The following is a 25207-nucleotide window of genomic DNA, read 5'->3' as shown; positions in this document are numbered from 1 at the left end:
AGTGGCGAACAGAGACAGAAGTACGGTTGCGAGCGACGCAACCTCGAAGCGAATCATGCGCATCAGAACCTCGCCGTGATGAGTCCAGGCGTCGTGCCGGGTCGATGGGCGCACCAAGCAACCAGCGTGCCATGCTTTGCCCACGCGAGCCTCCGAAATTGGCGTCGACGAGCGCGGCCCCTGTCACGCAGCCATGACAACGGCTGTCATGCGGTCGTTACAATGTTACGCCCGCGAGACGTGCCTTGGCGCCGTGGCCCGCCATTGGAAGCGCATGGACAGAGCTCCGCCTGCCAGGATAGTCTCCCGGGAGTTCTTGATCTTCCGACGGAGGTCCCCCGTGTCGAAGCTGAGCAGGCGTTCCTTTCTTCACATGAGCGGCATTGCCGCGGGCGGTTGGTTTTTTCCGGGCTGCATCGAGAAGGCGGTCGAGATTCCGGCCCACACGAAGACACGCTCGATCATGGACGTCGAGCACGTGGTGATCCTCATCCAGGAGAACCGCTCGTTCGACCATTATTTCGGCACGATGCGCGGGGTGCGTGGCTTCGGCGACCGGTTCACCCTTCCCCTCGCGGAGGAGCCGAGCGTCTTCCGCCAGCGAAACGGCGCCGAGGTGATCCTGCCCTATCATCTCGACTCCGTCGCCGGAAACGCCCAGCGCGTGGACGGCACGCCGCACAACTTCGTCGACGGACACGAAGCCTGGGATCACGGCCGATACGGCCAATGGCCCGCGTGGAAACAGCCGCAGTCGATGGGGTATTACAAGCGCGCCGAGCTCGAGTTCCAGTTCGCGCTCGCCGAGGCTTTCACCGTCTGTGACGCGTACTTCTGCAGCGCTCACACCAGCACGAACCCGAACCGCCTCTTCGCGTTCACCGGCACGATCGACAGCCTCGGCCAGAACGGCGGCCCCGCCATCGACAATTCGCACGACTTCCTCGGCGCCATCGACGCGGGATACACCTGGAAGACATACGCGGAGCGGCTCGAAGAAGCGGGGATCTCGTGGCTCGTGTACCAGGATTACGCCGACAACTTCTCCGACAACCCGCTCGTCGGTTTCCAGTCGTTCCGGAAGGCATTCTTCGAGGACCAGGAATCGCCGCTCTTCAAGAAGGGCATCGAGTCGCGGCTCTCGAACCAGAACCTCGACGGATTTCGGGAGGACGTGCTCGCGGGACGGCTGCCCCACGTCTCCTGGATCGTCGGGCCGGCCGATTACTCCGAGCACCCGGGCCCGTCGAGCCCGGTGCAGGGCGCCTGGTACGTGCAGCAGGTGCTGGAGGCGCTCATCGAGAATCCCGAGGTCTTCGCGAAGACGGTCCTTTTCGTAACGTTCGACGAAAACGACGGATTCTTCGATCACGTACCGCCGCCCTGCGCTCCTTCGCGGCGGGACGACGGCGTGCTCATGGGCGCGAGCACGGTGGACGATACCGGCGAGCGTTATGACGAGACACTCACCGATCCGCTCGGAGGCCACCCGCACGGGCCCGGCGTGCGGGTCCCCATGTGGGTCGTCTCGCCGTGGAGCCGCGGGGGATTCGTCTGCTCCGAGAACTTCGACCACACGTCGATCCTGCGCTTTCTCGAAGCTCGATTCGGCGTGAAGGAGACCAACATCAGCGCCTATCGGCGCGCGATGTGCGGCGATCTTCTCTCGGCGTTCGATTTCGTCACGCCGAACGACGAAGACCTTCCCATGTTCCCGAGCCTCTCGCAGGACGAGGCCGATGCCATTCGCGCGGACCAGGAGCAGCTCGCGCAGGTGACGGTTCCGACAGGGGAGAACGGCTCGCTCCCGCAGCAGGAGACGGGGACACGGCCGTCACGCGCATTGCCCTACGAGCTCGAGGTCCGGTGCGTGGTCGACGGGGACGAGGCGGTGCTCTCGTTCGTGAACACCGGCAAAGCAGGCGCGGTGTTCCACGTGTACGACCGGCTTGCGCTCACGGAGATCCCGCGGCGTTATGCCGTGGAACCAGGCAAGTCCCTCGAAGGGCGGTGGCCGGCGACGGAAAACCAGTATTCGCTTTTCGTGCTCGGGCCGAACGGCTTCCATCGCGATTTCGTGGATGCCGGGTCGCAAGGCGGGCTCGAAATCGAGACGATGTACGACGTGGAAGGGTCACGGCTCGGGATTCGCTGCAAGAATGCGGGCGGGACCATGCAGCGTTTCCTCGTGACGCCACGCGCGTACACGAAGGACGGCACGACGCTCGACGTTGGCCCCGGGGAGACGGCGGACGCGTGGTTCGACGTATCGGGGAGCGGCCGCTGGTACGATTTCTCCGTGACCGTGGAGGGGCAAACTCCCTTCAGCCGTCGTGTCGCGGGGCGCATCGAGAACGGGCAGCCGTCGATCACCGACCCGGCGATGGGCATGCCCGGGTAAGCGCCCCGGGGGGGAATGGGCTACGCTCGATCCTGCGGCGGATCACGATAGGGGGCGAGGTGCGCACGCGCCTGGGCCTCCGTCTGAAAAAAGGCGAGCTCGAAGGGAAAGGCAGCGGGGGCGAGCGTGCGTCCCGCCTTGACGACCATCATCGACATGATCGCGAACGTGAAGCTCGCGCCATGAAGGGCCACTGCGCGATACGGATACGGCCGCTCGACCCGGGAGAGCCTCGACCGCGCCTGGGGCGAAATGCCTCGAAGATCGCGCATGTCTGCGAGGAGCGAGAACGTGCCCTGACGGTCACCGAGATCGAAGACGAGACGCAGGTAGGCCTCGACGGCCGCTACATCGAAGGTGCCGTGTAGCTCCATGCACAGGAGGTCCGAAGTCTCCATCCATAATCGTTGTTGCCCGCACATCCACTCGCGAGGAGGGCTCATCAGGCCCTTTTACGTCAAACGGAGCGCCCGGCATACGGCGTTTTCGTGTTATGGGCCGCGTTTGCCTGGTCGGCAGTGCAGCCCCTTTCGCTCGTCAGGCTCCCCACGCGGCGGCGAGCCCAATCGTCCTCACATGGACCTCGACATTCTCCAGAAAGCTCCGGCGCAGCTCGGGCTCCGCGATTCGATCCGCGCTCCGCAGAATCTCGGCCCGGGCCTTTGCAATCGCCGCCCGCGCCTCCTCGTTCGCCCCCGCCGCCCACAAGACCTCCGCGTGAACCAATCGCACGAGCTTGTCGAGCGTCTCGCGCTTGCCGCTCTCCACAATCGCATTCGCGCGCCGCGACTCCACAAGCGCCTCCTCCACGCGCCCGAGCGCCACGAGCGCGCGCGCCCGCGACGCCATCGCCCCCGCGCAGAGCGGCGGCACGTTCAAGAGTGTCGCCTCCGCCTTGCGCCCGAGCACCTCGGCTTCCACGAAATCGCCCCTTCGATACGCAATCCCCGAACGATGCACTTCCGCCGCGCCCGCAATGCGATACCCACCGTGCGCGCGTCCCTGCTCCTCCGCGCGCGCCGCCGCAAGCCAAGCCTCCGCCAGCCGCCCCCGCTCCGAAAGCACGCGCGCCAGATTCAAATGGCACGCCGCCTCCACCGTCCCGAGCCGCATCCGCTGCGCCGCCGAAAGGCACGTCGAAAGCACCTCCTCGGCCCGATCGAGATCGCCGAGCTCGGCGCAGACGTGCCCCAGGTTGATCCGCTCGACACACGCTTGCCGCACGTGCCCCGCGCTCTCGAACAGCGCCATCGAGCGCACGTAGCCGCGCCGCGCCCCCGCCAGATCGCCCTCGTGCAGCGCGCGAAACGCGCGGAGCTGCCCGATGCGCCCCACCGCATAAGGCTCGAGGTCCCGGACCCCGCTCGCGAGCGCCTGCGACCGCTCGGCCACCCGCGCCGCCCGCTCGGGCCGGCCCGCCTGCAAAAGCAATGTAGCTCCGGGACAAACACACGCGATCTGCGCGCTCCGCGCCTCGCGTGAGGCTTCGAGCGCAAGCGCCTCGTCGAGCCAGCGCTCCACCTCCTCCCACGCCCCGCGCCGGCCCGCCGACGACACGATCTCTCCAATCGCGCGAAAATACGCGGACGAACCACGTGGCAAGAGCGCGACCGCCTCCCGCGCCCACGACGAACCCCGCGTCGCGTCCCCGCTCCACCGGCTCGCCTCGGCCTGCACGAGCCGCAGGCTCCCGAGCACCTCGCCCTCCGCACGCCGCGCGCCGTGCTCCGCCCGCTCGATCGCCGCGTCGAAATCGTTGCCCACGAGCGCCTGCTCCGCCGCCCGTACCCACCAGCGGATCGCGAGCTCCGGCTCGCCGCCTCGCTCGAAATGCGTCGCCACGAGCGCCGCGTCCGTCTCCCCGGACGCGCCCAGATACTCGGCCGCGAGCTTGTGCCCGCGCGTGAGGTCCTCCGGCGACAGCATTGCATATGCCGCCTCGCGCACGAGCGCGTGCCGGAACGCGAGATCGCCCTGCGACGCCTGCGCCGGATCCGGGCAGCGGATGAGCACCTCCCGCTCGACGAGCTCGTCGAGCGCGTCCGAGACGAGCGCCGCATCCCCCCCGCAAAGCGCGCACACGCCCGCCGGGGAAAACCGCTCGCCGAAGATACTTGCAGCACGAAGGACCCGCTTCGAGGCCCGCCCGAGCGCGTCGAGGCGCGCCTGCACGAGCCCCAGCACCGAATCGGGCAGACCCTCTTTGCCCTCGGCCGCGGCCCGGATCATCTCCTCCAGGTAAAACGCGTTGCCGCCCGCGCGCTCGGCCACGAGGCGCACCACCGCCGGATCCGCGCCCGCGCCGAGCACCGCGCGCGCGAGCCTTTCGCAGGCCTCCGGCCGCAGCGCTTCGAGCCGCATCACCGTGGCGCGCTCCTCCTTCGCGAGCGACGGGAAAAGTACGTGCACCTCGGGCCGCGCGAGCGCGAGCGCGCAAAGCGGCATGTCGCGTGCGACCGCGACGACCGAGGCCACGAGCTTGACCGTCGGCAGATCCCCCCAGTGCAGGTCTTCGAGCAGGATGAGCACCGGCGCGCGCGCGCATTCGGCCACGATCCAGTCCTCGAAGGCCATCCGCGTCGCGTCGCCCATCAGCGCCGGATCCGAACGCGCGGCCCGCAGCGCGGCGCTCGCGGAGCCCGGCGCGGCCGGCACCTGCGCGAGCTCGCCCAGGAAATCGACCAGCCGGCCCACGTCGACCGGGCTCACGAGCGGTTCGATTCGCGCCTCGATCTTGCGACGCTGCGCCTCGGGCGGCTCGCCCTCGACGATCCCCGCGGCGCGGCGCACGAGGTCGGCCATCATCGCGTACGGCGAACCCGCGCGCAGCGACTCGCCCCGGCCGAGCAAAATCGTCGGCGCCTCGGCGCGCCCCGAAAGCCGCGTCGACATCTCCCATCGCAATCGCGATTTCCCCACGCCCGCGGGCCCCGTCACGACGGCGAGCCGCGCGGCCCGCTCGGCGACGCACGACGCGAACATCGTTTCGAGCATCGCGAGCTCCCGATCACGCCCCACCGTCGGCGTCGCACGGCCGAGCAAACGCGGAGATGCGGGCACGTCCGCGCCGATCTCGCCGCGCAGAAGGAATCCGGTGTCGATCTCCTCGACCGCGAGCTGCGCGCCCACGAGCCGCGCCGTCGGCGCATCGAGCACGATCGCCTCCCCCGCTCCGGGCGGCCGGAGCCCCGATCCGCGCTCGATCGCGTCCGCCGCGAGCCCCGTCTCGCCCACGCGCGCGCGTGACGTCGCCACGGCAAGCCGCACGCCCGGCACGCGCGCCCGCACCGAAAGCGCGAGCCGCGCGCCCCGCAGCGCCTCATCCCCGGCCGACGCGGCGCTGCCGAACAGGGCGATCACCTGATGGCCGAGCGTGCCATAACAAACGCCCCCGAGCTCCGACGCGGAGAGCTCCAAAGCGAGCCGCCCCGCGGTCCTGTCCGCGGCGGCCGAGAGATCGGCGAAGACCGCGGTGATCACGCGTTGCTCGCCGCGCCCCGAGAGCAGCTCGCTCGCGGGCCTCGAGGGAAAACTCGCGCGCGGCACGGGCTCGATTCCCGAGGCGGGGCGTGATGGATCGGCCTGCACCGCGGCCCACGAGGGCGGCGACACCGATCCACGCGCGCACCGGGCGAGCTCGATCGACACGCGTTCGAGCGCGCGGGCCATTTCGAGCGCCGAGCCGAACCGCTCGGCGGGGTTTTTCGCCAGCACGCGAGCCACCAGGGCCGAGAGTTCGGCGGGCACGTCCGGACGCGCCACGTCGAGCGGCGGTGGATCGTGCAGCACGATCTTCGCCAGCACGATGAGCGTCCGGTCCCCGGTGAACGGCCGTTTTCCCGCGGCGAGCTCATACAGCACGATCCCCAGCGAAAAGAGGTCCGAGGCTGCGGTCACCTGCTCCTCGCCGCGCGCCTGCTCGGGCGACATGTACACAGGCGTCCCGAGCCGGCTCCCTCGCTCCGTCAAGGCCCGTTCGCCCGAGGCGCGCGCGATGCCGAGATCGATGAGCTTTACCGGCGGCGACCCGATCTCCGCGAGCCGCTCGGCGTCACACGCGACGAAAAAATTCGCGGGCTTCACGTCCCGGTGCACGATGCCCTGCTCGTGCAGCGCGGAAAGGCCGAGCGCCGCGCGCCGCGCGACCTCGACGACGACTTCGACCGGGAGCGGCCCGCGCCTGATCACGTCCGCGAGGTCCGTGCCCTCCAGCCATTCCAGGGCAATGCACGGTTTGCCCAGTCTGTCCATCCCCTCGGCCACGAAACGGACGACGTGGGGACTCTGGATGCACGTGAGATAACGCGCCTCGCGATGAAAACGCTCGCGCAGATCGGCGCTCGCGTCCTTGTCGAAAAGCCGTTTGATGGCCACGAGGCCGCCGCTCGCATGATCGCGGGCGCGAAGCACCTCCCCAAACGAGCCTTTGCCGACGCGCTCGAGGATCTCGAACCGTCCGCCGATCACGCGCTCGGGCGCCCCCATGAAAATCGCGTCTCCCCCTGGTATGTCCGCCGCCCGCCAGCGTGTTGGTTTCCCGACGAAAAATACCGGAGGTTCGATCCGCGGTAAAGCGCGGCCTTGCTACGATGGCGCGATAGGTCTGTCGCCCCATGAACAAACTTCCCCGTTTCCGCGCGGATCCCGCACTCCTCGGCGCGCCGTCGCTCGGCCTTTGGTTCGCGTACCGCGGCGACGATCTCCTCGTTCGCCTCGTCGACGGCGACCCGCCCGCGCCGTTCCCTCACGACGTACCGCTGCTCGAAACCCTCGGCGCGCTCGGCCTCGAACCCGTCCGCATCCAGCCTCTCGGCTGGCTCGACGCCGTCCCGTGTCGATCCGCCGAGCTCCCGCCCGATGCGCCCGTCCCGCCCGGCTTCGCGTACGTCTCGCTTCGCCGCTTGCACGGCCGCATCGATCCGGACCTCGAAGTCGCCGCGGGCACGGCGTTTCAGGTGCAGTATTGGGATCGGACACACCAGTTCTGCGGGAGTTGCGGCGCGCCGCTCGACCTCGAAATCGGGCATCGATCGAAGCGATGCACGCGGTGTGCGCATCAGCATTTCCCGCACGTGACCCCGGCGATCATCGTGCTTATCGAGGACGGATCGCGCATCCTGATGACGCGGCAACCGCGTTTTCCCCCGGGCATGTACGGCCTCGTCGCGGGGTTCGTCGAGCCGGGCGAGTCGCTCGAGGACTGCGTGAAGCGCGAGACGCGCGAGGAGACGGGCATCGAGATCGACGACATCCGTTATTTCGGCAGCCAGCCCTGGCCTTTCCCGCACCAGATCATGATCGGCTTTTTCGCGCGCCGTTCGGGCGGCGAGCTCGTCGTCGATCACGACGAGCTCGAGGAGGCCGCCTGGTTCGACCGGGGCTCCTTGCCCAAGCTCCCCTCGCCGATGAGCATTGCGCGCAAGCTCATCGACGAATGGCTCGCGCGTCGGGCATGACGCGCGGGCCTGCTCGCCCGGTTCCCATACCGCACTGCATTCGTACGATTGCTTTCTGGTCGATCTCCTGACCACCAGAACTCGCCACCTTCTTGGAGATTTTCCAAGCGATATGAGGGTTGATGGGCTGGTGCGCGTGGTTGTAACAATGGTGATGTGGGCGCGTGCCGATCGTCCGGCCCGCGCAATCCAAGGTTCGCGATTCGCGGGAGGCACCATGCGATCCAGTCATCTCTTCGGACTCTTGCTTTCGACCCTGTCGCTCGTGGCCGTCGGCTCCACGGGAACGGGGTGCAGCGACGACCCCGGGGGCACGGCGGGCAGCGGCGCGGGCGGGAGCGGCGCGCAAGGGGGCGCCGGCGGCACGGGCGCGCAGGGCGGCGGCGGTCCGGATACGGACGGAAACAACGGCTGCGACACCGCGGAGGTCCTCGACCTGTCGGGGATGGATGTCCCGTCGAAGCTCGACCCGGTCACGTCCGACAGGGATTACTACAAGGTCGATCTCAAGAAAGGCCAGGCAATCTTTCTCGGCGCGACGAGCAAGCCGGACGACGATCCGTACGGCGATTCGTATCCGGATACGGTCATCACGCTCTGGTCCGCCGACGGCAAGACGCAGATCGCGCAAAACGACGACATGTCGGGCAGCAACAACAGCGAGTTACTCTACCTCGTGCCCGAGGACGGCACGTATTGCCTCGAGGTCTCCGAGTGCGGCGTCGTCTTCGGCCCCGATTTCTGCGCGCCGCCCGAGGGCATCACGAACCTCGATTACGACGTGAGCTCGTTCGAGCTCGATCCGACGGGCTCGCTCATCACGGTCGACAAGGAGCCGAACGAGACGCCCGCGAACGCCACGCTCGTCAAGAAGGTCTCGTTCCCCGAGGGCGGCCCCGTCGAGGGGTATCAATCGATTGGCTGGGGCGCATTCTCCGCGGTCACGGACAAGGACGTCTACACATTCAAGGTGGAGAACGACGTCGCGGTCGACATGAACAGCCGCGCGCTTTGCATCTTCGATTTCTGGGCCCCCGCCGGCCCCGAGGGCAGCGGCTCGACCGCGACAAACGGCGTCCTCGTGCGCGTGGCCGCGGCGAGCGCGCCCGACGTCACGCTCGCCCAGACCGACATGAGCAACCTCGACCTGACGTTCGGTTATCCCGAGCTCCCGAGCCTCACGATGCCCTGCGACAAGGGGAAGGATTACCTCGTCACCCTGTCGCGGCCCGACGGCATCACCGCCGGCTCGAACGACTTCTATTTCTTCTCGCACGTCCAGGCGGGCTCGAACACCGTGGAGAAGGAGCCGAACGATAACAGTGCCCAGGGCCTCGAGCTCACGCCGACGGACGACGGAACGGGCCACGTCACGGCCATCACGGGCAACATCACGGCCGGCGACAACGACGTCTTCACGGTCCCCGTCCCGGCGGGCATGGGCCTCGCGAGCGCCTACTGCACGGCGGAGCGCAGCGGCTCGGGCCTGCGCGGCCTGCAGGTCTCGCTGCTCGACGGCAATGATCAGTTCCTCAAGAACGGCTCCGGCGCCGAGGGCTCGGACCACGTCCTCTGGATCGACGGCGCGCTGATCACGGCGGGCGCGACGAATGTCAAGATGCGGGTCTTGGCCGATTCTCAGGACCCGGCCGTCACGGGCACGTATTACTACTGCTCGCTGATCCTGAGCCCACAGTGACGGGCAGGTGATAAAAATCACCTCGACGTAGCCTGTATCCATCATCCCCAATGATGCCCACCGCAGGGCATCACGTCGGCCCTCGACGAAACATTTCACGAGTTCGAGGGCCATTTCGCCTGCCATCGCCCCATTTCGTCCACGTCCGTGCAGGGCATCGGTGTACCCTCGCCGCCCAGGGAGGAACACGATGCCTCGTTCGATAGCTTCTCATCGGCCGCGCCCGAAGAGGCGCGGAAGGACCATTGCCCCGCTCGTGCTCGCCGCCGTGCTCGCGCCGGCCGCGATCGGGTGCTCCGGGGACGCGGGAACGCCCGCGACGGATCCCGGGCGCGTCACCATGCATCGGCTCAATCGGGTCGAGTACAACAATACGGTCCGCGATCTGCTCGGCACGGCGCGGACCCCCGCGGACGATTTCCCCGCCGACGATCGTGGTTATGGCTTCGACAACATCGCCGACGTGTTATCGATCTCGCCGCTCCAGGCCGAGCTTTATGCCCGCGCGGCCGAGGATCTCGCCCGCGAGGCGATGAATCTCCCGTCGTCGTCCACGACGCTGCGCGTCGAGGCGGAGACGCTCACGGGCCAGGTCGGCGCGGCCGGGGGCGAGGACTGGAACCTATGGAGCGGCGGCGAGCTGCCGGTCACGCACGAATTCCCCTCGACCGGAAAATATCGTATCGCCGCGCGGGTCTGGGGTGATCAGGCGGGCGCGGATCCCGTGCAGATGAACCTGCTCGTCGGCGGTACGATTGCGGGCAGCTTCGAGGTCAGCCAGACGAGCGCGGATCCCGTGGTCGTCGAGGCCGAGGCCGACGCGAACGCGGGCACGCAGGTCGTCTCCGTCGAATTCACGAACGACTATTACGACGAGGCCGCGAGCGCTGACCGGAACCTGCACGTCGACCGAAATCGAGGGCCCGCTCGGGGTCGTCGGGGAAAACCCAATCCGCGAGCGCATCGTGGTCTGCGATCCGACGGGCGGCGCCGCATGCGTCCGGGAGATCCTGCAAAAATTCGCCGAGCGCGCGTTCCGCAGGCCGGTCACGCAGGCAGAGCTCGACCGGCTCGCGGGCGTGGTCACGCTCGCCGAGCAGCAGGGACAAACCGTCGACGTCGGTCTAGAAATCGCGCTCCGCGCCATCCTCACGTCGCCGCATTTCCTGTTCCGTCCGGAGCTCGATCCGAACCCGAATGCCAATACACCGGCGCACCCGCTCGATGACTTCGAGCTCGCCTCGCGCCTCTCGTATTTCCTCTGGAGCAGCATGCCGGACGAGGAGCTCTTCGCGGCCGCGCGCGAGGGCAAATTGCAGGATCCGGCTGAGATCGAGGCGCAGGTCGAGCGCATGCTCGCCGATCCGAGGGCCGAGGCGCTCGTCGACAACTTCGCCGGGCAATGGCTCTTCACCCGGGCCCTCGACGATCACCAGCCCGACTATTACGCGTTCCCGACCTGGGACGAGACGCTGCGCGAGTCCATGCGGCAAGAGACGCGCCTCTTCTTCCGCGAGTTCTTGAAGAACGATCTGTCGATTCCCGAGATGCTCACGGCCGATTTCACGTACATCGACGAGCGGCTCGCGACGCATTACAACATGCCCTCGCCCGGAGCGGAAGGGTTCGTCAAGGTCACGATCGAGGATCCCAATCGACAAGGCCTGCTCGCGCAGGGCTCGATCCTCACGGTCACGTCCTATCCGACGCGTACCTCGCCGGTGAAGCGCGGCAAATGGGTGATGACGCAGATGCTCTGCACCGAGCCCGACGCGCCGCCGCCGGGCGTCGAGGGGCTCGTCACCGAGGAGGTGCCCACGGGCTCGATCCGGCAGCGCCTCGAAATGCACCGCGCGAACCCGATCTGCGCCGGCTGCCACGAGGAAATGGACAACCTCGGCTTCGGCTTCGAGAACTTCGACGGCATCGGCTTGTTCCGCACGGAGGACCTCGGCTTCCCCGTCGATTCGAGCGGCGTCCTGCCGGGCGGCAAGACATTCAATGGCCTCACGGAGCTCAGCGCCATCCTCGCCGAGGATCCGCGCTTTTTGCATTGCGTCTCCGAGAAGATGCTCACCTACGCGCTCGGGCGCGGCCACGAGTCGGCCGACGCGGACGACCTCGAGCACCTGACGAAAGAGCTCAACGAACGCGGACAGAGGTTCGTCGATCTGATCAAGCTCGTCGCGACGAGCGAGCCGTTCCGGATGCGGCGCGGAGAGGCGCCGGGAGGTGCAAAGTGAAACGTTTCAAGCTGTCGCGACGCGCGTTCCTCGGCGGAGCGGGCGCGCTGCTCGCCCTGCCGGCCCTCGAGATGTTCTCCCCGAAAAACGCGAAGGCCGAGCCGAACGACCTCAAGCGCATCCTTGCGTTTTACGTGCCGAACGGCATCCACATGCCGGCCTGGACGCCGACGACCGAGGGGGATCAATACCAGCTTCCCACGATCCTCGAGCCGCTCGGTGCGCTCCGGGAGAAAGTCCTCGTCCTCTCGGGCCTCGCGAACACGCCCGCGCGGCCCGACGGACCCGGCGATCACGCCGCGGGCACGGCGGGCTTCTTGACGTGCCGCCACGTCGTGAAGACCGAGGGCGCGAACATCAAGAACGGCATTTCGATGGACCAGGTCGCGGCGGCGCACCTCGGCCAGTTCACGCGGATCCCGTCGCTGCAGCTCGGCATCGACGGCGGCTCGAGCGCGGGTGATTGCGACTCGGGGTATAGCTGCGCCTACGCGCGGAACATCTCGTGGGCCTCGGAGACGCAGCCGCTCCCGAAGGCGGTGAATCCGCAGGTCGTCTGGGACATCCTGTTCGGCGGCTTCGACCCCAAGGCCACGGCCGAGGAGCAGGCGCGGCAGAAGATCTACCGCACGAGCGTCCTCGATTACGTGCTCGAAGAGGCGAACTCGCTGAACGGCAAGCTCGGCACCACGGATCGGCGCAAGCTCGACGAGTACATGACGGGCATCAGCGAGCTCGAAAAGAAGATCCAGAAGACGGGCGAAGGCCCGCAATGCACGCCGATGAACCGCCCGCCCGGCGACCTGCCCTACCCCGAGCACGTGATGATGATGCTCGACCTCATCGCGCTCGCGGTGCAATGCGACGCGACGCGGGTCGTGAGCTTCATGCTCGGCAACGCGGGCAGCGGCCGGAGCTATCCGTTCCTGCTCGTGAACGAGGGGCATCACGAGATCTCGCACCACCAGAACCTCGACACGAACTACGAGAAGCTCACGACCATCGACCGGTGGGAGGTGGAGCAATTCGCCTACCTGCTCGGCAAGCTCCAGGCGATCGACGAGGGCAATGGCGTGAGCGCGCTCGATACCTCGGCCGTGTTCTTCTCCAGCGAGATCGAGGATGGCAACGCCCACAGGCACACGAACCTGCCGGTCCTCGTCGGCGGCAGCCTCGGCGGGATCTTCAAGCCCGGCAGGCACGTGGTGTATCCGGACGAGACGCCGCTCGCGAACCTGTTCCTTTCGATGCTGCAGGGCGTGGGCGTAGAGGCGACCACGTTCGGCGACAACGGCACGGGTCCCCTGCCGAACCTCTGATTCGTGCTGCGCGGGCGGCGATCCCCCCGTCGCCCGCGCTTTCCCCTGTCAGGGCACTTCCGCCAAAACCCGCATCGCATTTCCCCGAAGGATCTTTCCGATCGCCTCGGGCCGCATCCCCGCTTCGAGGAGCGCGTCCGTGAGTAGCGGCAATCGCGCGGCGTCGCAAAGATCACGGGTCGGCACGATGAAGCCGTCCCAGTCCGATCCGAGCGCGGGCGTATCCTCGCCGCAAACGTCGATGATGTGTTTCAGGTGCTTCACCACGGGCGCGAGCCCATCCCCGCCGAGAAACTGCGGACAAAAGATGACGCCCACGACGCCGCCCTTGTCCGCAATGGCGCGGAGCTGATCGTCGTCCACGTTGCGCCAGTGCTGGAACGCGCCAATGACCCCGGTGTGACTGACGATCGGCGGGCGCTTGGCCATCGCGCACGCTTCGAGGAACCCCGTGCGATTGATGTGCGCGAGGTCCACGACGACGCCGAGCGCCTCGCAAGCCGCCACGACCTCGCGGCCGAACGGCGTGAGCCCCGCGTCGTCCTTGCGCCCGCGGCCATACGCCGGATAACAAAGCTCATTTCGGCTGAAATGGCAGAGACCGAGATAACGCACGCCGCGCCGCGCGAAATGCGCGAGTTTGTCGAGTGAACCTTCGAGCGCGTGCCCGCCCTCGATGCCGAGGAGCGCGCCGACCTGCCCGCGCGCCCGCGCCGCCTCGATCTCGGCCGCCGTGCGCACCTTGGCGATGCGGTGCGGCGCGCGCGAGATCTGCCCTTCGAGCGCGTCGATCTGCTCGTCGATGACCCGCGCGAGCCCGTGCCGCTGGCCGATGGGCAGCGAGACGAGCCCAAAAAACTGCGCCCCCATTCCGCCCTCTTTCATGCGAGGCACGTCGACGTGCCCGCCGAGCGCGGCGAGCGGGAGCGGCGGATCATGGCGGGCGTGCAGGTCGTATCCCACCCAGCGCGACCACATCAAGCTGTCGGCATGCAAGTCAATCGCGGGGTAGAGGTCGTGGAGCGCGCGCGCTTCGGGGGAGCCGTGCATGGCGCGCCGAGGATAGCAGAAAACCTTACCCCCGGGACCAACCCCTGAGGGTGAAGCCGGGGTGCGACTGCAAGAACTTCACCACGGCGACGGGCGGGGTCGACCAGGGCGCGAATCGCTCGGGCATCGATTCGCTCGGCAGGATGACGCTGCGCGTGTACCCACTCCAGAGGCCGTCGCTGCATGCATAACAATCGTCGCGCGCGAACTGCGCGTCGATACGGAGCCCGCCGCGCTCGCCATACACGGGGAAGATTTGCACGAGATCGGGTATGGCCTCGTGTTTGCGCGCCTCCTCCGGATCCATGTCGCCCTCGTCGAGCATGGGCTCGGCGCGCCGCGCGAGCGCCTCCTTGTTCGGCAGATGGCGCATGAGATCGATCTCTTTGCCCGCCTCCGCGTCCCACAACTTGAAGTTCGCCACGGTGTTGCCGTGCGCGCCGCAGGAGAAAACGGACACATCCTCGTGCACGAACAGATACGGCCCGACGCTGCCGAGGAGCTCGACGTGATGCGAAAGTTCGCCCACGCCAGCGCCGTCGTCGCCGGGATCCACGATCACCTGCCGCGCCTGATCGTCGCGGGGCGCGAGCCACGCATGCGTCACGGTCCCCGGCTCGAGGTTTTCCGGGGGCGTGCCCCCCTCGCAGCCGCCGAGCTTGACCTCCGCCTCGCGCTCGCGCCAGACGAGCTCGCCGCGGCTCGTCGCAATCACGATCCCCGGCTCCTCGCCGAGGACACGCCCGTCGTCCGCCACGCGATAGGTCGCCGGGAGCCCGTCGTCCTGCTTGCCCCAGATCAGGACCTCGCCATCGGACTCCGCCTCGGGAGGCGCGGCGCGAGCCCCCGCGGCGAGATCGACGGCTGGCGCCACGGCCGGGCGATTTCCGCCGCAACCTGAAGCCAGCGCGACGAGCGCCGCGAGGAAGACGAACGGGCGCGCCGACACGGACATCAAGCGCCTTCGACGACGACGCGGTTCATGCGGACGGGCGTGGTGGGCCGGTCGTTGCGATCGCGGGGGGTCTTCTCGATCTTGTGCACGACGTCCATGCCCTCGATGACCTTGCCGAAGACGGGGTGCTTCGACTCTCCGGGCGTGAACCAGTCGAGGAAATCGTTGTGCACGGTGTTGATGAAGAACTGGCACGAGCCGCTGTTGGGATCGCCGGTGTTCGCCATCGAGAGCGTGCCGGGCTCGTTCGAGATCTTGGCGTTCGCCGGATGCTCGTCCTTGATCGTCCCGTCCGGCCCGTCGCCCGTGCCCGCGCGCGGGCTCTTCGGGTCGCGGCTGTGCGGACAGCCGAACTGGATCATGAACTTGTCGATGACCCGATGGAAATGCAGGCCGTCGTAAAAACCGCTCTTCGCGAGCTTGATGAAGTTATTCGCCGTGATCGGCATCTTGTCGACGAAGAGCTCGACCTTGATGTTGCCGAGAGAGGTCTCGAGGAGCGCAGTCGGATTTGCCATGGGCGCGGAGCGTAGGCCCTCCGGGGCGAGTTCGGCAAGGGGCACGGGAACGAACAACCTCTTGCGCGAAGGGCTGCACAAGCGTACGCCCCGGACCGACGACATGCGAACCGAGCGAAAGAACCGGGGCGAGGTGATGCGCTTCTTCGCGACGGCCGCGAAGGGCACGGAGGGCGCGCTGCGCGACGAGCTGCGCGAGGCGCGCTTCCGCGAGGTGCGCGCGGATCGAGGCGGCGTGCACTTCGAGGGCCCGATCGACGAGGGCATGCGCGCATGCCTCGAGCTGCGCATCGCCGTGCGCGTGCTCGCGCTGCTCGCCGAGTTCGAGGCGGAGTCGGGCGAGGCGCTCTACGAGGGCGTTTCCCGCGTAGATTTCAGTCCGTACGTAGATCCGCAGCGCACGCTCGCGGTGCGCGCGGCGTGCAAGGACAGCCGCCTCACGCACACGCAGTTCATCGCGCAGAAGACGAAGGACGCGATCGTCGATCAGGAGCGCAAGCAGCTCGGTGCGCGATCGAGCGTGGACCTCGACGACCCGGATCTGGGCGTGTTCGTGCACGTGGTGCGGGATCGAGCGAGCCTGTACGTGGATCTCTCGGGCGAGTCGCTGCACCGGCGGGGCTACCGCAAGCGTATCGAGGAGGCGCCGCTCAAGGAGACGCTGGCGGCGGCGATCCTGCGTCTTTCCGGATGGGACCGGCAAAGCCCGCTCGTGGATCCGATGTGCGGATCGGGGACGATCCCGATCGAGGCGGCGCTCTGGGCGCGCGACGTGGCGCCAGGGCTCTTGCGGGAGCGGCACGGCTTCGAGCGGTGGCCGAGCCACGACGAGACACGGAAGAGGCGCATCGCGGAGATGCGCGAGGCCGCGCGGGCGCGGGTGAAGAGCGAGGGGCCGTTCGTCGCGGGGAGCGACGTCTCGCCGCAGGCGATCGAGACGGCAAAACAAAACGCGAAAGCCGCGGGCGTGCGGCTGCATTTCTCGCGCGCGGACGTGCGGGACGTGGAGCCTCTGGAGCCGCCGGGGTTCATCGTGACGAACCCGCCGTACGGGGAGCGTTTGTCCGGAGGAGAGGAGCTCTACCGGGGGATGGCGGAGGCGCTCCGGCGGTTGTCGGGGCACACGGTGGTGCTGCTCGCCGGGACGCCGGAGATCTCGCGAGCGATGCGGATCCGGCCGTCGAAGGAGATCACGGTCTGGAATGGTCCGATCGAGTGCCGGTTGTTTTCGTATTCAATACGGTGATAAAGAGGCGCCATGCGAACCGCCGAGGACATCTCCCGACTCGAAGAAGCCCGCCAGGTGCAGGGCTTCGCCTCCATCGCGCCCGAGTCCATCCGCGTCGCCGGCGGGATCGCCTGCTTCGCCGGGCCGGGCTCGTGGTGCAACGTCGTCATTGGAATCGGCCTCGCCGGGCCGGTCACGGCCGAGGATCTCGATCGAATCGAGGCATTTTACGAGGGCCGCGGCGTGCCGATCCGGATGGAGCTCTCGCCCTACGTGGATCCGGGGCTCTTGCCTATACTTGCCGCGCGGAAGTTCGTGCTCACCCGATTCGAAAATCTCCTCGCGCGGGAGCTCCCCGCGGACGAGGATCCCATCGCCGGCACGGCGCTGCCCGCAGGGATCGTGGTGCGAAAGGTTTCGCCGGACGAGGAGGAGCGGTTCGTCGAGGTGTCCAGCAGCGGATTCCGGCCCGAGGGCACGCCCATGTCGGAGGCCGATCGGGACGTGAGCCTGCGCATGGTGAGAAACCCACGCTCGATCAGCGTGATGGCCTGGGCCGGGGACGAGGCCGTGGGCGCGGGGAGCGCGGAGGTGCGCGGCGAGGTCGTGGCGCTGTACGGGACGAGCGTGCTGCCGGCGTGGCGGAGGCGTGGCATCCAGCAGGCGCTCATCCGCGCGCGACTTGCAGAGGCGCGGGCGCGCGGCGCGACGGTGGCGACGATCGGATCGATGCCCGGCGAGCCCACCGAGCGAAATGTACAGCGGGTGGGCTTCCGGGTCGTCTGCACACGCGTGCACCTCGAACGACCGTGACGCGCGCGCTCCGAAGCCGCTTCAGAATCGCAGCACGATCTTTCCGAAATGCCCGCCGCTCTCCATGTAGGTGAGCGCTTCGCGCGCCTCACCGAAGGAGAACGTCTTCTCGTCGATCACCGGCCGGAGCCCGCTTGCCTCGATCGCGCGGTTCATCGCCTCGAACATCACGCGCGAGCCGACCATGATCCCGTGGAGCTCGAGGTGCTTCATCAGGATGGGAAGCACGCTCATCTCCTGCGCCGCGCCCCCGAGCACGCCGATCACGCTCACCGTGCCCGCGATCCGCGTGGCGCGCAGCGAGCGCGTGAACGTGCCCGCGCCGCCGACCTCGATCACGTGGTCGACGCCCACGCCGCCCGTGAGCTCGAGGGCCTTTTTGTCCCAATCGGGCGTGGTCTTGTAGTTGATCGTGGCCCACGCGCCGAGTGCCTTCGCGCGCTCGAGCTTCGCGTCGCTGCTCGATGTCACGATCACGCGCGCGCCGGCGAGGCGGGCGAATTGCAGTGCGAAGATCGACACGCCGCCCGTGCCTTGCACGAGCACCGTATCGCCCGGTGAAACCTTGCCGGAGAAAAAAAGCGCATTGTACGTGGTCACGCCCGCGCAGGGGAGGGTCGCCGCTTCCTCGTCCGTGAGGTGGGCGGGCACCTTCACGACGCCGGACTCGCCCGCCACGAAGAGCTCGGAGAGGACGCCGGGCAGGGGGCCGCCGAGCGTCGTCTTGAGCTTCTCGGCGTCGAGCTCGCCGTCCTGCCAGGCTTGCGTGAAGATGGGGCAGACGCGGTCGCCTTTTTTGAGGCGCGTCACGGAGGGGCCCACCTCGACGACCTCGCCGACGCCGTCCGAGAAGGGCACGAGCGGGAGCGGCTGGCGGGGGTTGTATTGGCCCCTGACCATCATGAGGTCGCGATAGTTGAGCGACGCGGCGCGCATGCGAATCACGACCTGGTCGGGCCCGGGGGTGGGATCGGGCAGCGTGACCTCGGCGAGGGAGCCGAGCCCGAACGAGCCCTGAATGACGATTGCCTTCACGAAAACCTCCTCCGTCCGCCCCGTTCCACGGTCTAGGGGCGGCGTCAACCCCTCGGAACGAAAACGACCGATCGCAGGACCTCCGAGGGACCAATCGGACATTCTGCGACACATCATTACCGCAACGCTTCCGGCGCATGGGACATATTGCGTCCGCGCGTGATTCACAGAAGCCGTCTTGGATGCGGAAGCCGAACACCTGATCGCGGACTTCTCAGGTTCAGGTGGGACATTCTTCGTCGCATCGACCTCCATCGAGGGGCAGCATTCGAATCACGTTCGTGATAAATACCAAATCGTGATGTCGGCCTCGGGGGGGTCGACATTCCGGAGCGGAGCCCACGGGAGGATCCCCATGGAGAAGGTCTCGCTGACGTACTTCGTCGACTTCGTGCTGAGATCCGGGACACCCAAGCTGACTGGCGTCCGCGAATACAAGGAACGCAAGGACGAGCTGAGCACGGATTTTTATCGTCCGATCCGGGAAGGCATCGTGGCCATGCACCGGCGAGGCGAGTGCGAATCCGTCCTCGACACGGTCATCGCGATGCAGACCGACGACAAAAGGCGCCGTATCTATCCCCACGTCGCCGCCGGATACCGGAAGTTCTTGGCCTCGGGCGACAAGCGCTGGTTCGAGCCACCGCACGGCGCAATGAAGCTCGGTGACCTCGAGATCAACCTGAACCCCGAGGTCGGCTTCGTGATCGACAAGAAGCCCCACCTCGTCAAGCTGTATTTCCGCCAGGAGCCGCTCGCCGCGAAGCGCAGCGCCGTGGCCCTCGCGCTCCTCACGAGCGGCCTCACGCGCCTCTATCCGAATCACGTGATCACGATGCTCGACGTGCCACGCGCGAAGCTCCACACCGCGAAGGACCTGCCGAATCCGCGCCTCGAAGTGCTGCTGCGCGGCGAGGCCGCCGCGTTCTCCACGATGTACGAAGCGCTTTGACGCGAACTTGCTTTCACAGGGGTGGTCGCTCGACTTTCCGGCGACCTGGACGAATCGGCCCCGCTGTAGGGGTCCGAACGGACATTTTTCGTCAGGGGAAACCTACCATGGCGCAACGGCGCGGGGGGATCCGTGGTATGGAAGCGTGTGCCGGTACGCTGGACAGCAGCTTGGCGTAAGAATGTGGCGGAGGGATCATGAATAGAATCTCGTTGACGGGATTCGTCGACTTCGTGCTCGAAGCTGGCGCGGGCGGCGTCGCGGATCCGCTGAAGGAGCGCAAGGGAGATTCGGCCCCCGATTATTATCATCCGCTTCGCGACGCGATCGTGGAGATGCATCGCCAGGATCTCTTGCCCGTGACGCTCGACGCCGTGGTCGCCCGCGAGACGAGCGAGAAGAAGCGCCGCGTGTTCGCGCGCGGGATCGAGGGCTACCGGCGCTTCCTCGAGACGGGGACGATGAAATGGTTCGATCCGCCGCGGACCCGCTATCGCATGGGCGCGCACGAGGTCGACGTGAACCCGGAGCTCGGGCTCGCGATCGACGAGACGCCGCACGTGATCAAGATGTACTTCCGCGGCGAGCCACTCACGCCGCGCCGCACGAGCGTGATGCTGAGCCTGCTCGCAGGCCGCCTCGGTCGCATTTGCCCGGGGCACGTATTCGGGGTGCTCGACGTCCGCCACGGCAAACTGCACGCCGTGAGCACGCCAGAAGAGCGCTTCGACATGCTGCGCGCCTCGAACGAAGGGCGCTGACGCCGGCGCCGCGCCCGAGCGAGGTCCCCCGATGAAGGTCCAAAGCGTCGCCCTCCTGAGCGCCCTCGGCATGCTGGTGTCCGGTTCGTCCGTGTACCTCCTCGCCCCCGCGTCCTCGGGCGCCACGACGCTCGGCACAGCCCCGGAAGCGCGTAGCGGCGACGTCGCGCCGGCGGCGACGACGCCGGAGGTCGCCTCGACGTTCAGCACGGGCACGACACTCCACATGGAGGGCCGGATCGGGCACACGCGGCTCGAACAGGGCGTGTTTCGAGGGACCTACGTGATGGTCGAGGTGCACGCCGACGGCGCCGAGGACGGCAAACGCGTCGCCGAGAACCACCTGGCGATCGTGATCGATCGCTCGGGTTCGATGAAGGGCGACAGGCTTCCCCGGGCGCTCGCCGCGGCGAACGCGGCCGTCGATCACCTCGAAGACGGCGACCGGGTCAGCGTGATCTCGTTCGACACGCGGCCCACGACCGACGTCGCGATGACCACGGTCAACCCCTCGACCCGCCAGGCGATCCGGTCCGCGATCCAGAACATTTCCCTCGGCGGCGACACATGCATCTCGTGCGGGATCCAGGCCGGCGTGGAGGAGCTTCGGAAGAGCGAAGGCGCGGCCGATCGGATGATCGTGCTCAGCGACGGCGACGCGACGGCCGGCGTGCGGGACGTGCCGGGCTTCGAATCGATCGCGCGATCGGCGCGGGACACCGGCATCGGCGTGAGCACGATCGGCGTGGGCACGTCGTACAACCAGAAGATCATGGGCGCGATCGCGCTGCACTCGGGCGGGCGCCACCACTTCATCGAGGACGCGGCCTCGCTCGAGCGTGTCTTCCTCGCCGAAGCCGACAAACTCCGCAAGACCGTCGCCGTCTCGGCCTCCGTGACCGTCAACCTCGCCTCAGGGATCACGCTGCGGCGAGTCTTCGATCGCTCGTTCACCCAGAATGGCTCGAGCATCACGGTGCCGCTCGGAAACTTCTCCGCAGGCGACACGAAGACGCTTCTGCTCGAGGTCGGCGTGCCTGCCGAAGCCGAAGGCATCACGCCCGTGGCCGACGTGCGCTTGCGCTTCGACGATCGGAAGGCAGGCGGGGAAGGTTCGTGCAGCGGCAAGCTCGACGTGCGCATCGGCGCAGACGGGGAAGCGGCATCAGAGCTCGATCCGATCATCGCGACGCGGATCGAGCGTACCCGGACGGCCGACACGCTCGACGCGGTGAACGATCTCCTGGAGCAAGGTCGCACCGAGGAGGCGGAGGCCAAGCTCGCGGAGCAGGAAAAGGCGCTGCGCGAGGTAACCGAGCGGGCAAGGCGCGCGGCGGGAGGGACCAAAGGCGAGGCGCTAGCCCAGGATCTGGCGGCGCAGGAAAGCACGATCTCCGGCGCGAAGAAGGACGTCGCGGCGAAGCCCAAGGGGATCGACAAGGCCCGCGCGCAGCGGAAGTACGTGGAGGCGGCGAATCCGTACCGAGAGTAGCCTCACCGCGCGGCGGCTGAGCATGGGTCTCATGTCGACGCCGCTGCGCTGGGGCGTTGCCCCAGGCCCCAGCAGGGGCTGTCCGCCCCTGCACCCGGACCAGCCAGGGGCTGGACCCAGGACGAAGAACTGCGCACCGCGCAGTTCTTCCCCAAATGGTCCAGGGCTTGCCCTGGTTCGGGTCGAGGGGCGAATAGCCCCCGCGGGGCCCGGGGCAGCGCCCCGGCGCGACGCCTCGCCATGAATCTCACGACCGCATCGCGGCTTCGACCTCGGACGCGTCCTTCGGGACGAGCGAGGTGAGCACTTCGGGCTCGCCGTCCGTGCAGAGCACGTCGTCCTCGATGCGGATGCCACGCACGTCGGCGTAACGCGCGAGCACGTCGCGGCGCAGATCGTCGCCGACGGCGCCGACGTACCGCGCGTCGCGAAGGATCGCGGGGACCTGGTAAAACCCGGGCTCGATGGTCACGGCCATGCCGGGCTCGAGGTCGCGATCGAGCCTTAGGTAGCAGTCGCCGAAGGCCTTCGAGCGCGTGCGGCCGGGCGCGTAGCCGGCGCGATCGCCGAGGTCTTCCATGTCGTGCACGTCGAGCCCGATGAGGTGGCCGATGCCGTGCGGGAAGAAGATCGCGGCCGCGCCGCGCTCGAGCAGACCGCTCGGTTCGCCGCGGAAGATCCCGAGGTGGCAGAGGCCTTCCACGATGATGCGCTTCGCGGTCTCGTGGACCTCGCGGTAGCGGACGCCTGGACGAACCTTGGCCACGGCGGCGCGCTGGGCTGCGAGCACGACGTCGTAGATCGCGCGTTGCGTGGGGGAAAACGTGCCCGAGACGGGCCAGGTGCGGGTGATGTCGCCGGCGAAGCCCTCGGGCGTCTCGCCGCCCACGTCGGCGAGCAGCAGATCGCCCGCGGCGAGCGTGCCGTGGTGGTGCTCGTTGTGCAGGACCTCGCCGTGGATTGTCACGATCGGGCCGTAGGCATCCTCGAAGCCCTCGCGGCGCAGCGAGCCGATCATCACGCCCGCCACCTCGGCCTCGGTGCCGCCCGGACGCGTCGCGCGCATGCCCGCGAGGTGCGCGCGTGCGCTCGCCTGACCTGCGGCGCGCAGCTGCTCGATCGCGGCCTCGTCGTGGCGCAGGCGCAGGCCGATCATCGCCTCGGCGAGCGCTTCGTCGGGGCTGCCCGCTTCGAGTTTGTCCCCGCTCGAGGCCGGGATCACGCGGACGAGCCGGGCCGAGAGCCACGCAGCGCTCCGCGCGTCTTCGGTCGGGAGCGTGGCCACGGGCGCGCCAAGATCACGCAGGACCGCGTCGACGTCCGCGAGCGCGCGGACCTCGTCGACGGCGTGCGCCGCGCGGAGCTCCTCGAACGACGGGCGGGGCCCGTGCCAGAGCGCGTCGCCGTCGGCTTCGGGCTCGACGAACAGGATCTGCCGGTCCCGCGTGACGAGCAGGGCCGCGCCGGGGATGTGCTCGCCGACGAGGTACAGGAAGTGGCTCTTGGCGCGGAACGGGTAGGTGTTCGCGCGGTACTGGCGCGCTGGCGGCAGACCGGCCGCGAGCAGCGCCGGGGTCGGCGAGCGCTCGGCGAGGGCGCGACGGCGGGCGACGAAGACCGAGGATGGGGTGCGCGGGGAGAGCATGGATCCGAGTATAGCCTCGCCTTGAAGCGGCCAGGGAAAACGGCTAGACACGCGCCGCCATCATGAAATTCCTGGCTTCCCTCGCTCTTTTCGCTTCGGCCCTCGCCCTCGGCTGCGCCTCGACGCAGCCGCCGACCGACGGCTCGGCCCCCACGGCCACGGTCCCCGTCGAGCCGGCGCCCACGGCCGCCACGACCGAGGTTCCTCCGCCTCCCGCGGACAAGCCCACCGAAACGGAGGCGCCCCCGCCCGTGGAAAAACCCGCGGGCAGGCTCGCGTTCCAGGCGTGCTCGGAGGAGTCGCGCAAGGCGGCGGGGTGTACCCGGGATCTGCGGCCCGTCTGCGGCGAGATGGATAACGGCATCCGCTGCATCAAGGCGCCCTGCCCCTCGACCACGCCGCGCACGTTCCCGAACGCGTGCACCGCCTGCGTCGAGCCGAAGGTGACCGGATACTGGCCCATGTCCTGCGAGGACATGAACAAGCCCACGGCGCCGTGAAAAAGGGCGACGAAGGAGGGGACATCGTGCGAAAAACAAGGGGACTCGGGCCCTTTCGGGGGTTCGTCACGGCGGCGCTCGCGGGGCTTTGCGTCGTGCTCGCCCCGCTCGGCGGGGGCTGCCAGAGCGACACGGCGTCGTATTGCGCGTCGCGCTGCGATTGCCAGGGTTGCAGCGAACGCGAGACCGAGGACTGCACGGACGACGTGGAGGACGCCGAGCGCCTCGCGGAGCACGACGGCTGCGCGGCCGAGTATTCGAATTTCATCACCTGTTACGTGGATGAAGGAACGTGCACCAATGGCGCCTTCATCACGTCGAGCTGCGCGGCCGCGGCGGATGCGCTCCGGGGTTGCTCGAACCGATCGGCGGCGTTCATCAAGACGGCCTGCCAGGAGGAGCGCGCGAAGCGTGAGTCCTGCGGGCTCAACGGGGGCGGCGCTTCCCCGTGCACGGGCGGAGACGAGTGCGCGGCGTACTGCGCGCTTTCGGCGAGCTGCGACGATCTCTCGAATCCGCAGCCGGATACACCCTACGTCAATTGCGTGGTCGCCTGCTCGAACTCGGGATCGAGCTCCGGCGGTGGTCCGTGAGGGGGAGGAGGATACCGATGGAAACGAAGAATCGGCCGCTCGCGAGGCTCGGCGCGTGGCTCGCCCTCGGCATGGGGTTCGTGTCGTTCGCCGGATCGGCGGGCGGCTGCAGCCCCGGGGCCTCGGACATCTGCGACATCAAGTGCGCGTGCGAGGGTTGCACCGAGGCCGAGCGCGACGATTGCATCGGCGACATCGAGAGCACGGTGACGCTGGCCGAGAGCAAGGGCTGCACGGATCAGTACGACGCGTGGCTCGTGTGCGTCGAAAAAGAGGCCGAGTGCCAGGACGGCGAGAAGTTCGCGTTCGACGGCTGCGACATCGAAGAGGACGCGCTCGCGGAGTGCGGCGGCGGCAATCAGTGCAGCGCCGCGGCGAAAAAGCTCTGCGACGAATGCAACTTCGTCTGCTCGGACCCGGACCCGAACAAATGCACGGGCAAATACGCGTGTGAATCGGCGTGCATCGTGAACGCGTCATGCGCGGAGATTGCGAGTCCGACGCCGGGCGGCGCGTTCGACATGTGCATGCAGGGGTGCTGAGGCGC

Annotated in this window: 20 protein-coding genes and 1 pseudogene; 14 read left to right on the top strand and 7 right to left on the bottom strand. The window is 68.1% G+C overall.

What is annotated here, in order from left to right; translation table 11 throughout:
* Positions 1–193: 193 nt before the first annotated feature.
* Positions 194–2401: a phosphocholine-specific phospholipase C gene (locus tag KEG57_RS17775; RefSeq protein WP_308215632.1), complete on the top strand. Its 2208-nt coding sequence runs from the start codon at positions 194–196 to the stop codon at positions 2399–2401.
* Between the two features lie 20 nt (positions 2402–2421).
* Here KEG57_RS17775 and KEG57_RS17770 read toward each other — a convergent pair whose 3' ends face one another.
* Both KEG57_RS17770 and KEG57_RS17765 read right to left on the bottom strand, forming a co-directional pair.
* Positions 2422–2799: an STAS/SEC14 domain-containing protein gene (locus KEG57_RS17770; protein WP_272420884.1), complete on the bottom strand. Its 378-nt coding sequence runs from the start codon at positions 2797–2799 to the stop codon at positions 2422–2424.
* A gap of 139 nt (positions 2800–2938) precedes the next feature.
* The gene (locus tag KEG57_RS17765) at positions 2939–6886 is read right to left on the bottom strand and encodes a serine/threonine-protein kinase (protein ID WP_272420882.1); all 3948 of its coding nucleotides are present in this window, start codon (positions 6884–6886) and stop codon (positions 2939–2941) included.
* Positions 6887–7014: 128 nt separating this feature from the next.
* On the opposite strand from KEG57_RS17765, the gene nudC reads away from it, so the two are divergent.
* From nudC to KEG57_RS17740, 5 genes and pseudogenes are all read left to right on the top strand, one after another.
* Positions 7015–7857, top strand: coding sequence for an NAD(+) diphosphatase (gene nudC / locus KEG57_RS17760; RefSeq protein WP_272420881.1), 843 nt, complete (start codon positions 7015–7017; stop codon positions 7855–7857).
* A gap of 217 nt (positions 7858–8074) precedes the next feature.
* Positions 8075–9556, top strand: a complete 1482-nt coding sequence (locus tag KEG57_RS17755) for a hypothetical protein (RefSeq protein ID WP_272420879.1) — start codon at positions 8075–8077, stop codon at positions 9554–9556.
* A gap of 190 nt (positions 9557–9746) precedes the next feature.
* Positions 9747–10457, top strand: a pseudogene (locus KEG57_RS17750) (DUF1587 domain-containing protein); the annotation flags it as partial.
* 64 nt (positions 10458–10521) lie between these two features.
* Positions 10522–11799: a DUF1592 domain-containing protein gene (locus KEG57_RS17745; protein ID WP_272420876.1), complete on the top strand. Its 1278-nt coding sequence runs from the start codon at positions 10522–10524 to the stop codon at positions 11797–11799.
* Complete coding sequence (locus tag KEG57_RS17740) at positions 11796–13118, top strand: DUF1552 domain-containing protein (RefSeq protein WP_272420875.1); 1323 nt, start codon at positions 11796–11798, stop codon at positions 13116–13118. The genes KEG57_RS17745 and KEG57_RS17740 overlap by 4 nt, the downstream gene beginning before the upstream one ends.
* 48 nt (positions 13119–13166) lie before the next feature.
* Here the strand turns inward: KEG57_RS17740 and KEG57_RS17735 are convergent, their stop codons facing one another.
* From KEG57_RS17735 to KEG57_RS17725, 3 genes are read right to left on the bottom strand one after another with little or no spacing between them, the layout of a single operon-like run.
* Positions 13167–14168 carry a dipeptidase gene (locus KEG57_RS17735; RefSeq protein WP_272420873.1) on the bottom strand — a complete coding sequence of 334 codons (1002 nt, stop codon included), beginning with the start codon at positions 14166–14168 and terminating at the stop codon, positions 13167–13169.
* A 25-nt stretch (positions 14169–14193) separates the two neighbouring features.
* Positions 14194–15123, bottom strand: coding sequence for a hypothetical protein (locus KEG57_RS17730; RefSeq protein WP_272420871.1), 930 nt, complete (start codon positions 15121–15123; stop codon positions 14194–14196).
* Positions 15123–15641, bottom strand: coding sequence for a peptidylprolyl isomerase (locus KEG57_RS17725; RefSeq protein ID WP_272420869.1), 519 nt, complete (start codon positions 15639–15641; stop codon positions 15123–15125). Before KEG57_RS17725 ends, KEG57_RS17730 begins: the two co-directional genes overlap by 1 nt.
* A gap of 103 nt (positions 15642–15744) precedes the next feature.
* Between KEG57_RS17725 and KEG57_RS17720 the strand changes: the two genes are divergently transcribed.
* Positions 15745–16887 (top strand): THUMP domain-containing class I SAM-dependent RNA methyltransferase, encoded by a 1143-nt coding sequence (locus KEG57_RS17720; RefSeq protein ID WP_272420867.1) that lies wholly within the window; start codon positions 15745–15747, stop codon positions 16885–16887.
* Positions 16888–16899: 12 nt separating this feature from the next.
* Positions 16900–17682 carry a GNAT family N-acetyltransferase gene (locus KEG57_RS17715; protein ID WP_272420865.1) on the top strand — a complete coding sequence of 261 codons (783 nt, stop codon included), beginning with the start codon at positions 16900–16902 and terminating at the stop codon, positions 17680–17682.
* Between the two features lie 21 nt (positions 17683–17703).
* Here the strand turns inward: KEG57_RS17715 and KEG57_RS17710 are convergent, their stop codons facing one another.
* The gene (locus KEG57_RS17710) at positions 17704–18717 is read right to left on the bottom strand and encodes a zinc-dependent alcohol dehydrogenase family protein (RefSeq protein ID WP_272420863.1); all 1014 of its coding nucleotides are present in this window, start codon (positions 18715–18717) and stop codon (positions 17704–17706) included.
* A gap of 355 nt (positions 18718–19072) precedes the next feature.
* Here KEG57_RS17710 and KEG57_RS17705 point away from each other — a divergent pair, with 355 nt between their 5' ends.
* The 3 genes from KEG57_RS17705 (at position 19073) to KEG57_RS17695 (ending at position 21922) form a co-directional block, all read left to right on the top strand.
* A complete protein-coding gene (locus tag KEG57_RS17705; RefSeq protein ID WP_272420861.1) occupies positions 19073–19669 on the top strand; it encodes a hypothetical protein in 597 nt (198 codons plus the stop codon).
* A gap of 197 nt (positions 19670–19866) precedes the next feature.
* The gene (locus KEG57_RS17700) at positions 19867–20430 is read left to right on the top strand and encodes a hypothetical protein (protein WP_272420859.1); all 564 of its coding nucleotides are present in this window, start codon (positions 19867–19869) and stop codon (positions 20428–20430) included.
* A 31-nt stretch (positions 20431–20461) separates the two neighbouring features.
* On the top strand, positions 20462–21922 hold the full coding sequence (locus KEG57_RS17695; protein ID WP_272420857.1) for a vWA domain-containing protein: 1461 nt from the start codon (positions 20462–20464) through the stop codon (positions 21920–21922).
* Between the two features lie 247 nt (positions 21923–22169).
* Here the strand turns inward: KEG57_RS17695 and KEG57_RS17690 are convergent, their stop codons facing one another.
* Entirely contained in the window at positions 22170–23567 is a 1398-nt protein-coding gene (locus KEG57_RS17690; protein WP_272420856.1) for an aminopeptidase P family protein, read from the bottom strand.
* Positions 23568–23629: 62 nt separating this feature from the next.
* Here KEG57_RS17690 and KEG57_RS17685 point away from each other — a divergent pair, with 62 nt between their 5' ends.
* Genes KEG57_RS17685 through KEG57_RS17675 form a run of 3 tightly spaced genes read left to right on the top strand, consistent with a single transcriptional unit; the run spans position 23630 to position 25202 of the window.
* Complete coding sequence (locus tag KEG57_RS17685) at positions 23630–24067, top strand: hypothetical protein (RefSeq protein WP_272420854.1); 438 nt, start codon at positions 23630–23632, stop codon at positions 24065–24067.
* Positions 24068–24093: 26 nt separating this feature from the next.
* Complete coding sequence (locus KEG57_RS17680) at positions 24094–24660, top strand: hypothetical protein (RefSeq protein WP_272420852.1); 567 nt, start codon at positions 24094–24096, stop codon at positions 24658–24660.
* Between the two features lie 17 nt (positions 24661–24677).
* Complete coding sequence (locus KEG57_RS17675; protein ID WP_272420850.1) at positions 24678–25202, top strand: hypothetical protein; 525 nt, start codon at positions 24678–24680, stop codon at positions 25200–25202.
* Positions 25203–25207 lie beyond the last annotated feature (5 nt).

This window comes from Polyangium jinanense (assembly GCF_028435365.1).
Note: the sequence above shows the minus strand (reverse complement) of the source record. Positions and strands in the feature narration are given on the sequence as shown.

Excerpts from the sequence above, each read along its gene's own strand:
- KEG57_RS17775 (WP_308215632.1), top strand. The coding sequence starts at position 194 with ATGACAACGGCTGTCATGCGGTCGTTACAATGTTACGCCCGCGAGACG.
- KEG57_RS17770 (WP_272420884.1), bottom strand. The coding sequence starts at position 2,799 with ATGGAGACTTCGGACCTCCTGTGCATGGAGCTACACGGCACCTTCGAT.
- KEG57_RS17765 (WP_272420882.1), bottom strand. The coding sequence starts at position 6,886 with ATGGGGGCGCCCGAGCGCGTGATCGGCGGACGGTTCGAGATCCTCGAG.
- nudC (WP_272420881.1), top strand. The coding sequence starts at position 7,015 with ATGAACAAACTTCCCCGTTTCCGCGCGGATCCCGCACTCCTCGGCGCG.
- KEG57_RS17755 (WP_272420879.1), top strand. The coding sequence starts at position 8,075 with ATGCGATCCAGTCATCTCTTCGGACTCTTGCTTTCGACCCTGTCGCTC.
- KEG57_RS17735 (WP_272420873.1), bottom strand. The coding sequence starts at position 14,168 with ATGCACGGCTCCCCCGAAGCGCGCGCGCTCCACGACCTCTACCCCGCG.
- KEG57_RS17730 (WP_272420871.1), bottom strand. The coding sequence starts at position 15,123 with ATGTCCGTGTCGGCGCGCCCGTTCGTCTTCCTCGCGGCGCTCGTCGCG.
- KEG57_RS17725 (WP_272420869.1), bottom strand. The coding sequence starts at position 15,641 with ATGGCAAATCCGACTGCGCTCCTCGAGACCTCTCTCGGCAACATCAAG.
- KEG57_RS17720 (WP_272420867.1), top strand. The coding sequence starts at position 15,745 with ATGCGAACCGAGCGAAAGAACCGGGGCGAGGTGATGCGCTTCTTCGCG.
- KEG57_RS17715 (WP_272420865.1), top strand. The coding sequence starts at position 16,900 with ATGCGAACCGCCGAGGACATCTCCCGACTCGAAGAAGCCCGCCAGGTG.
- KEG57_RS17705 (WP_272420861.1), top strand. The coding sequence starts at position 19,073 with ATGGAGAAGGTCTCGCTGACGTACTTCGTCGACTTCGTGCTGAGATCC.
- KEG57_RS17700 (WP_272420859.1), top strand. The coding sequence starts at position 19,867 with ATGAATAGAATCTCGTTGACGGGATTCGTCGACTTCGTGCTCGAAGCT.
- KEG57_RS17695 (WP_272420857.1), top strand. The coding sequence starts at position 20,462 with ATGAAGGTCCAAAGCGTCGCCCTCCTGAGCGCCCTCGGCATGCTGGTG.
- KEG57_RS17690 (WP_272420856.1), bottom strand. The coding sequence starts at position 23,567 with ATGCTCTCCCCGCGCACCCCATCCTCGGTCTTCGTCGCCCGCCGTCGC.
- KEG57_RS17685 (WP_272420854.1), top strand. The coding sequence starts at position 23,630 with ATGAAATTCCTGGCTTCCCTCGCTCTTTTCGCTTCGGCCCTCGCCCTC.
- KEG57_RS17675 (WP_272420850.1), top strand. The coding sequence starts at position 24,678 with ATGGAAACGAAGAATCGGCCGCTCGCGAGGCTCGGCGCGTGGCTCGCC.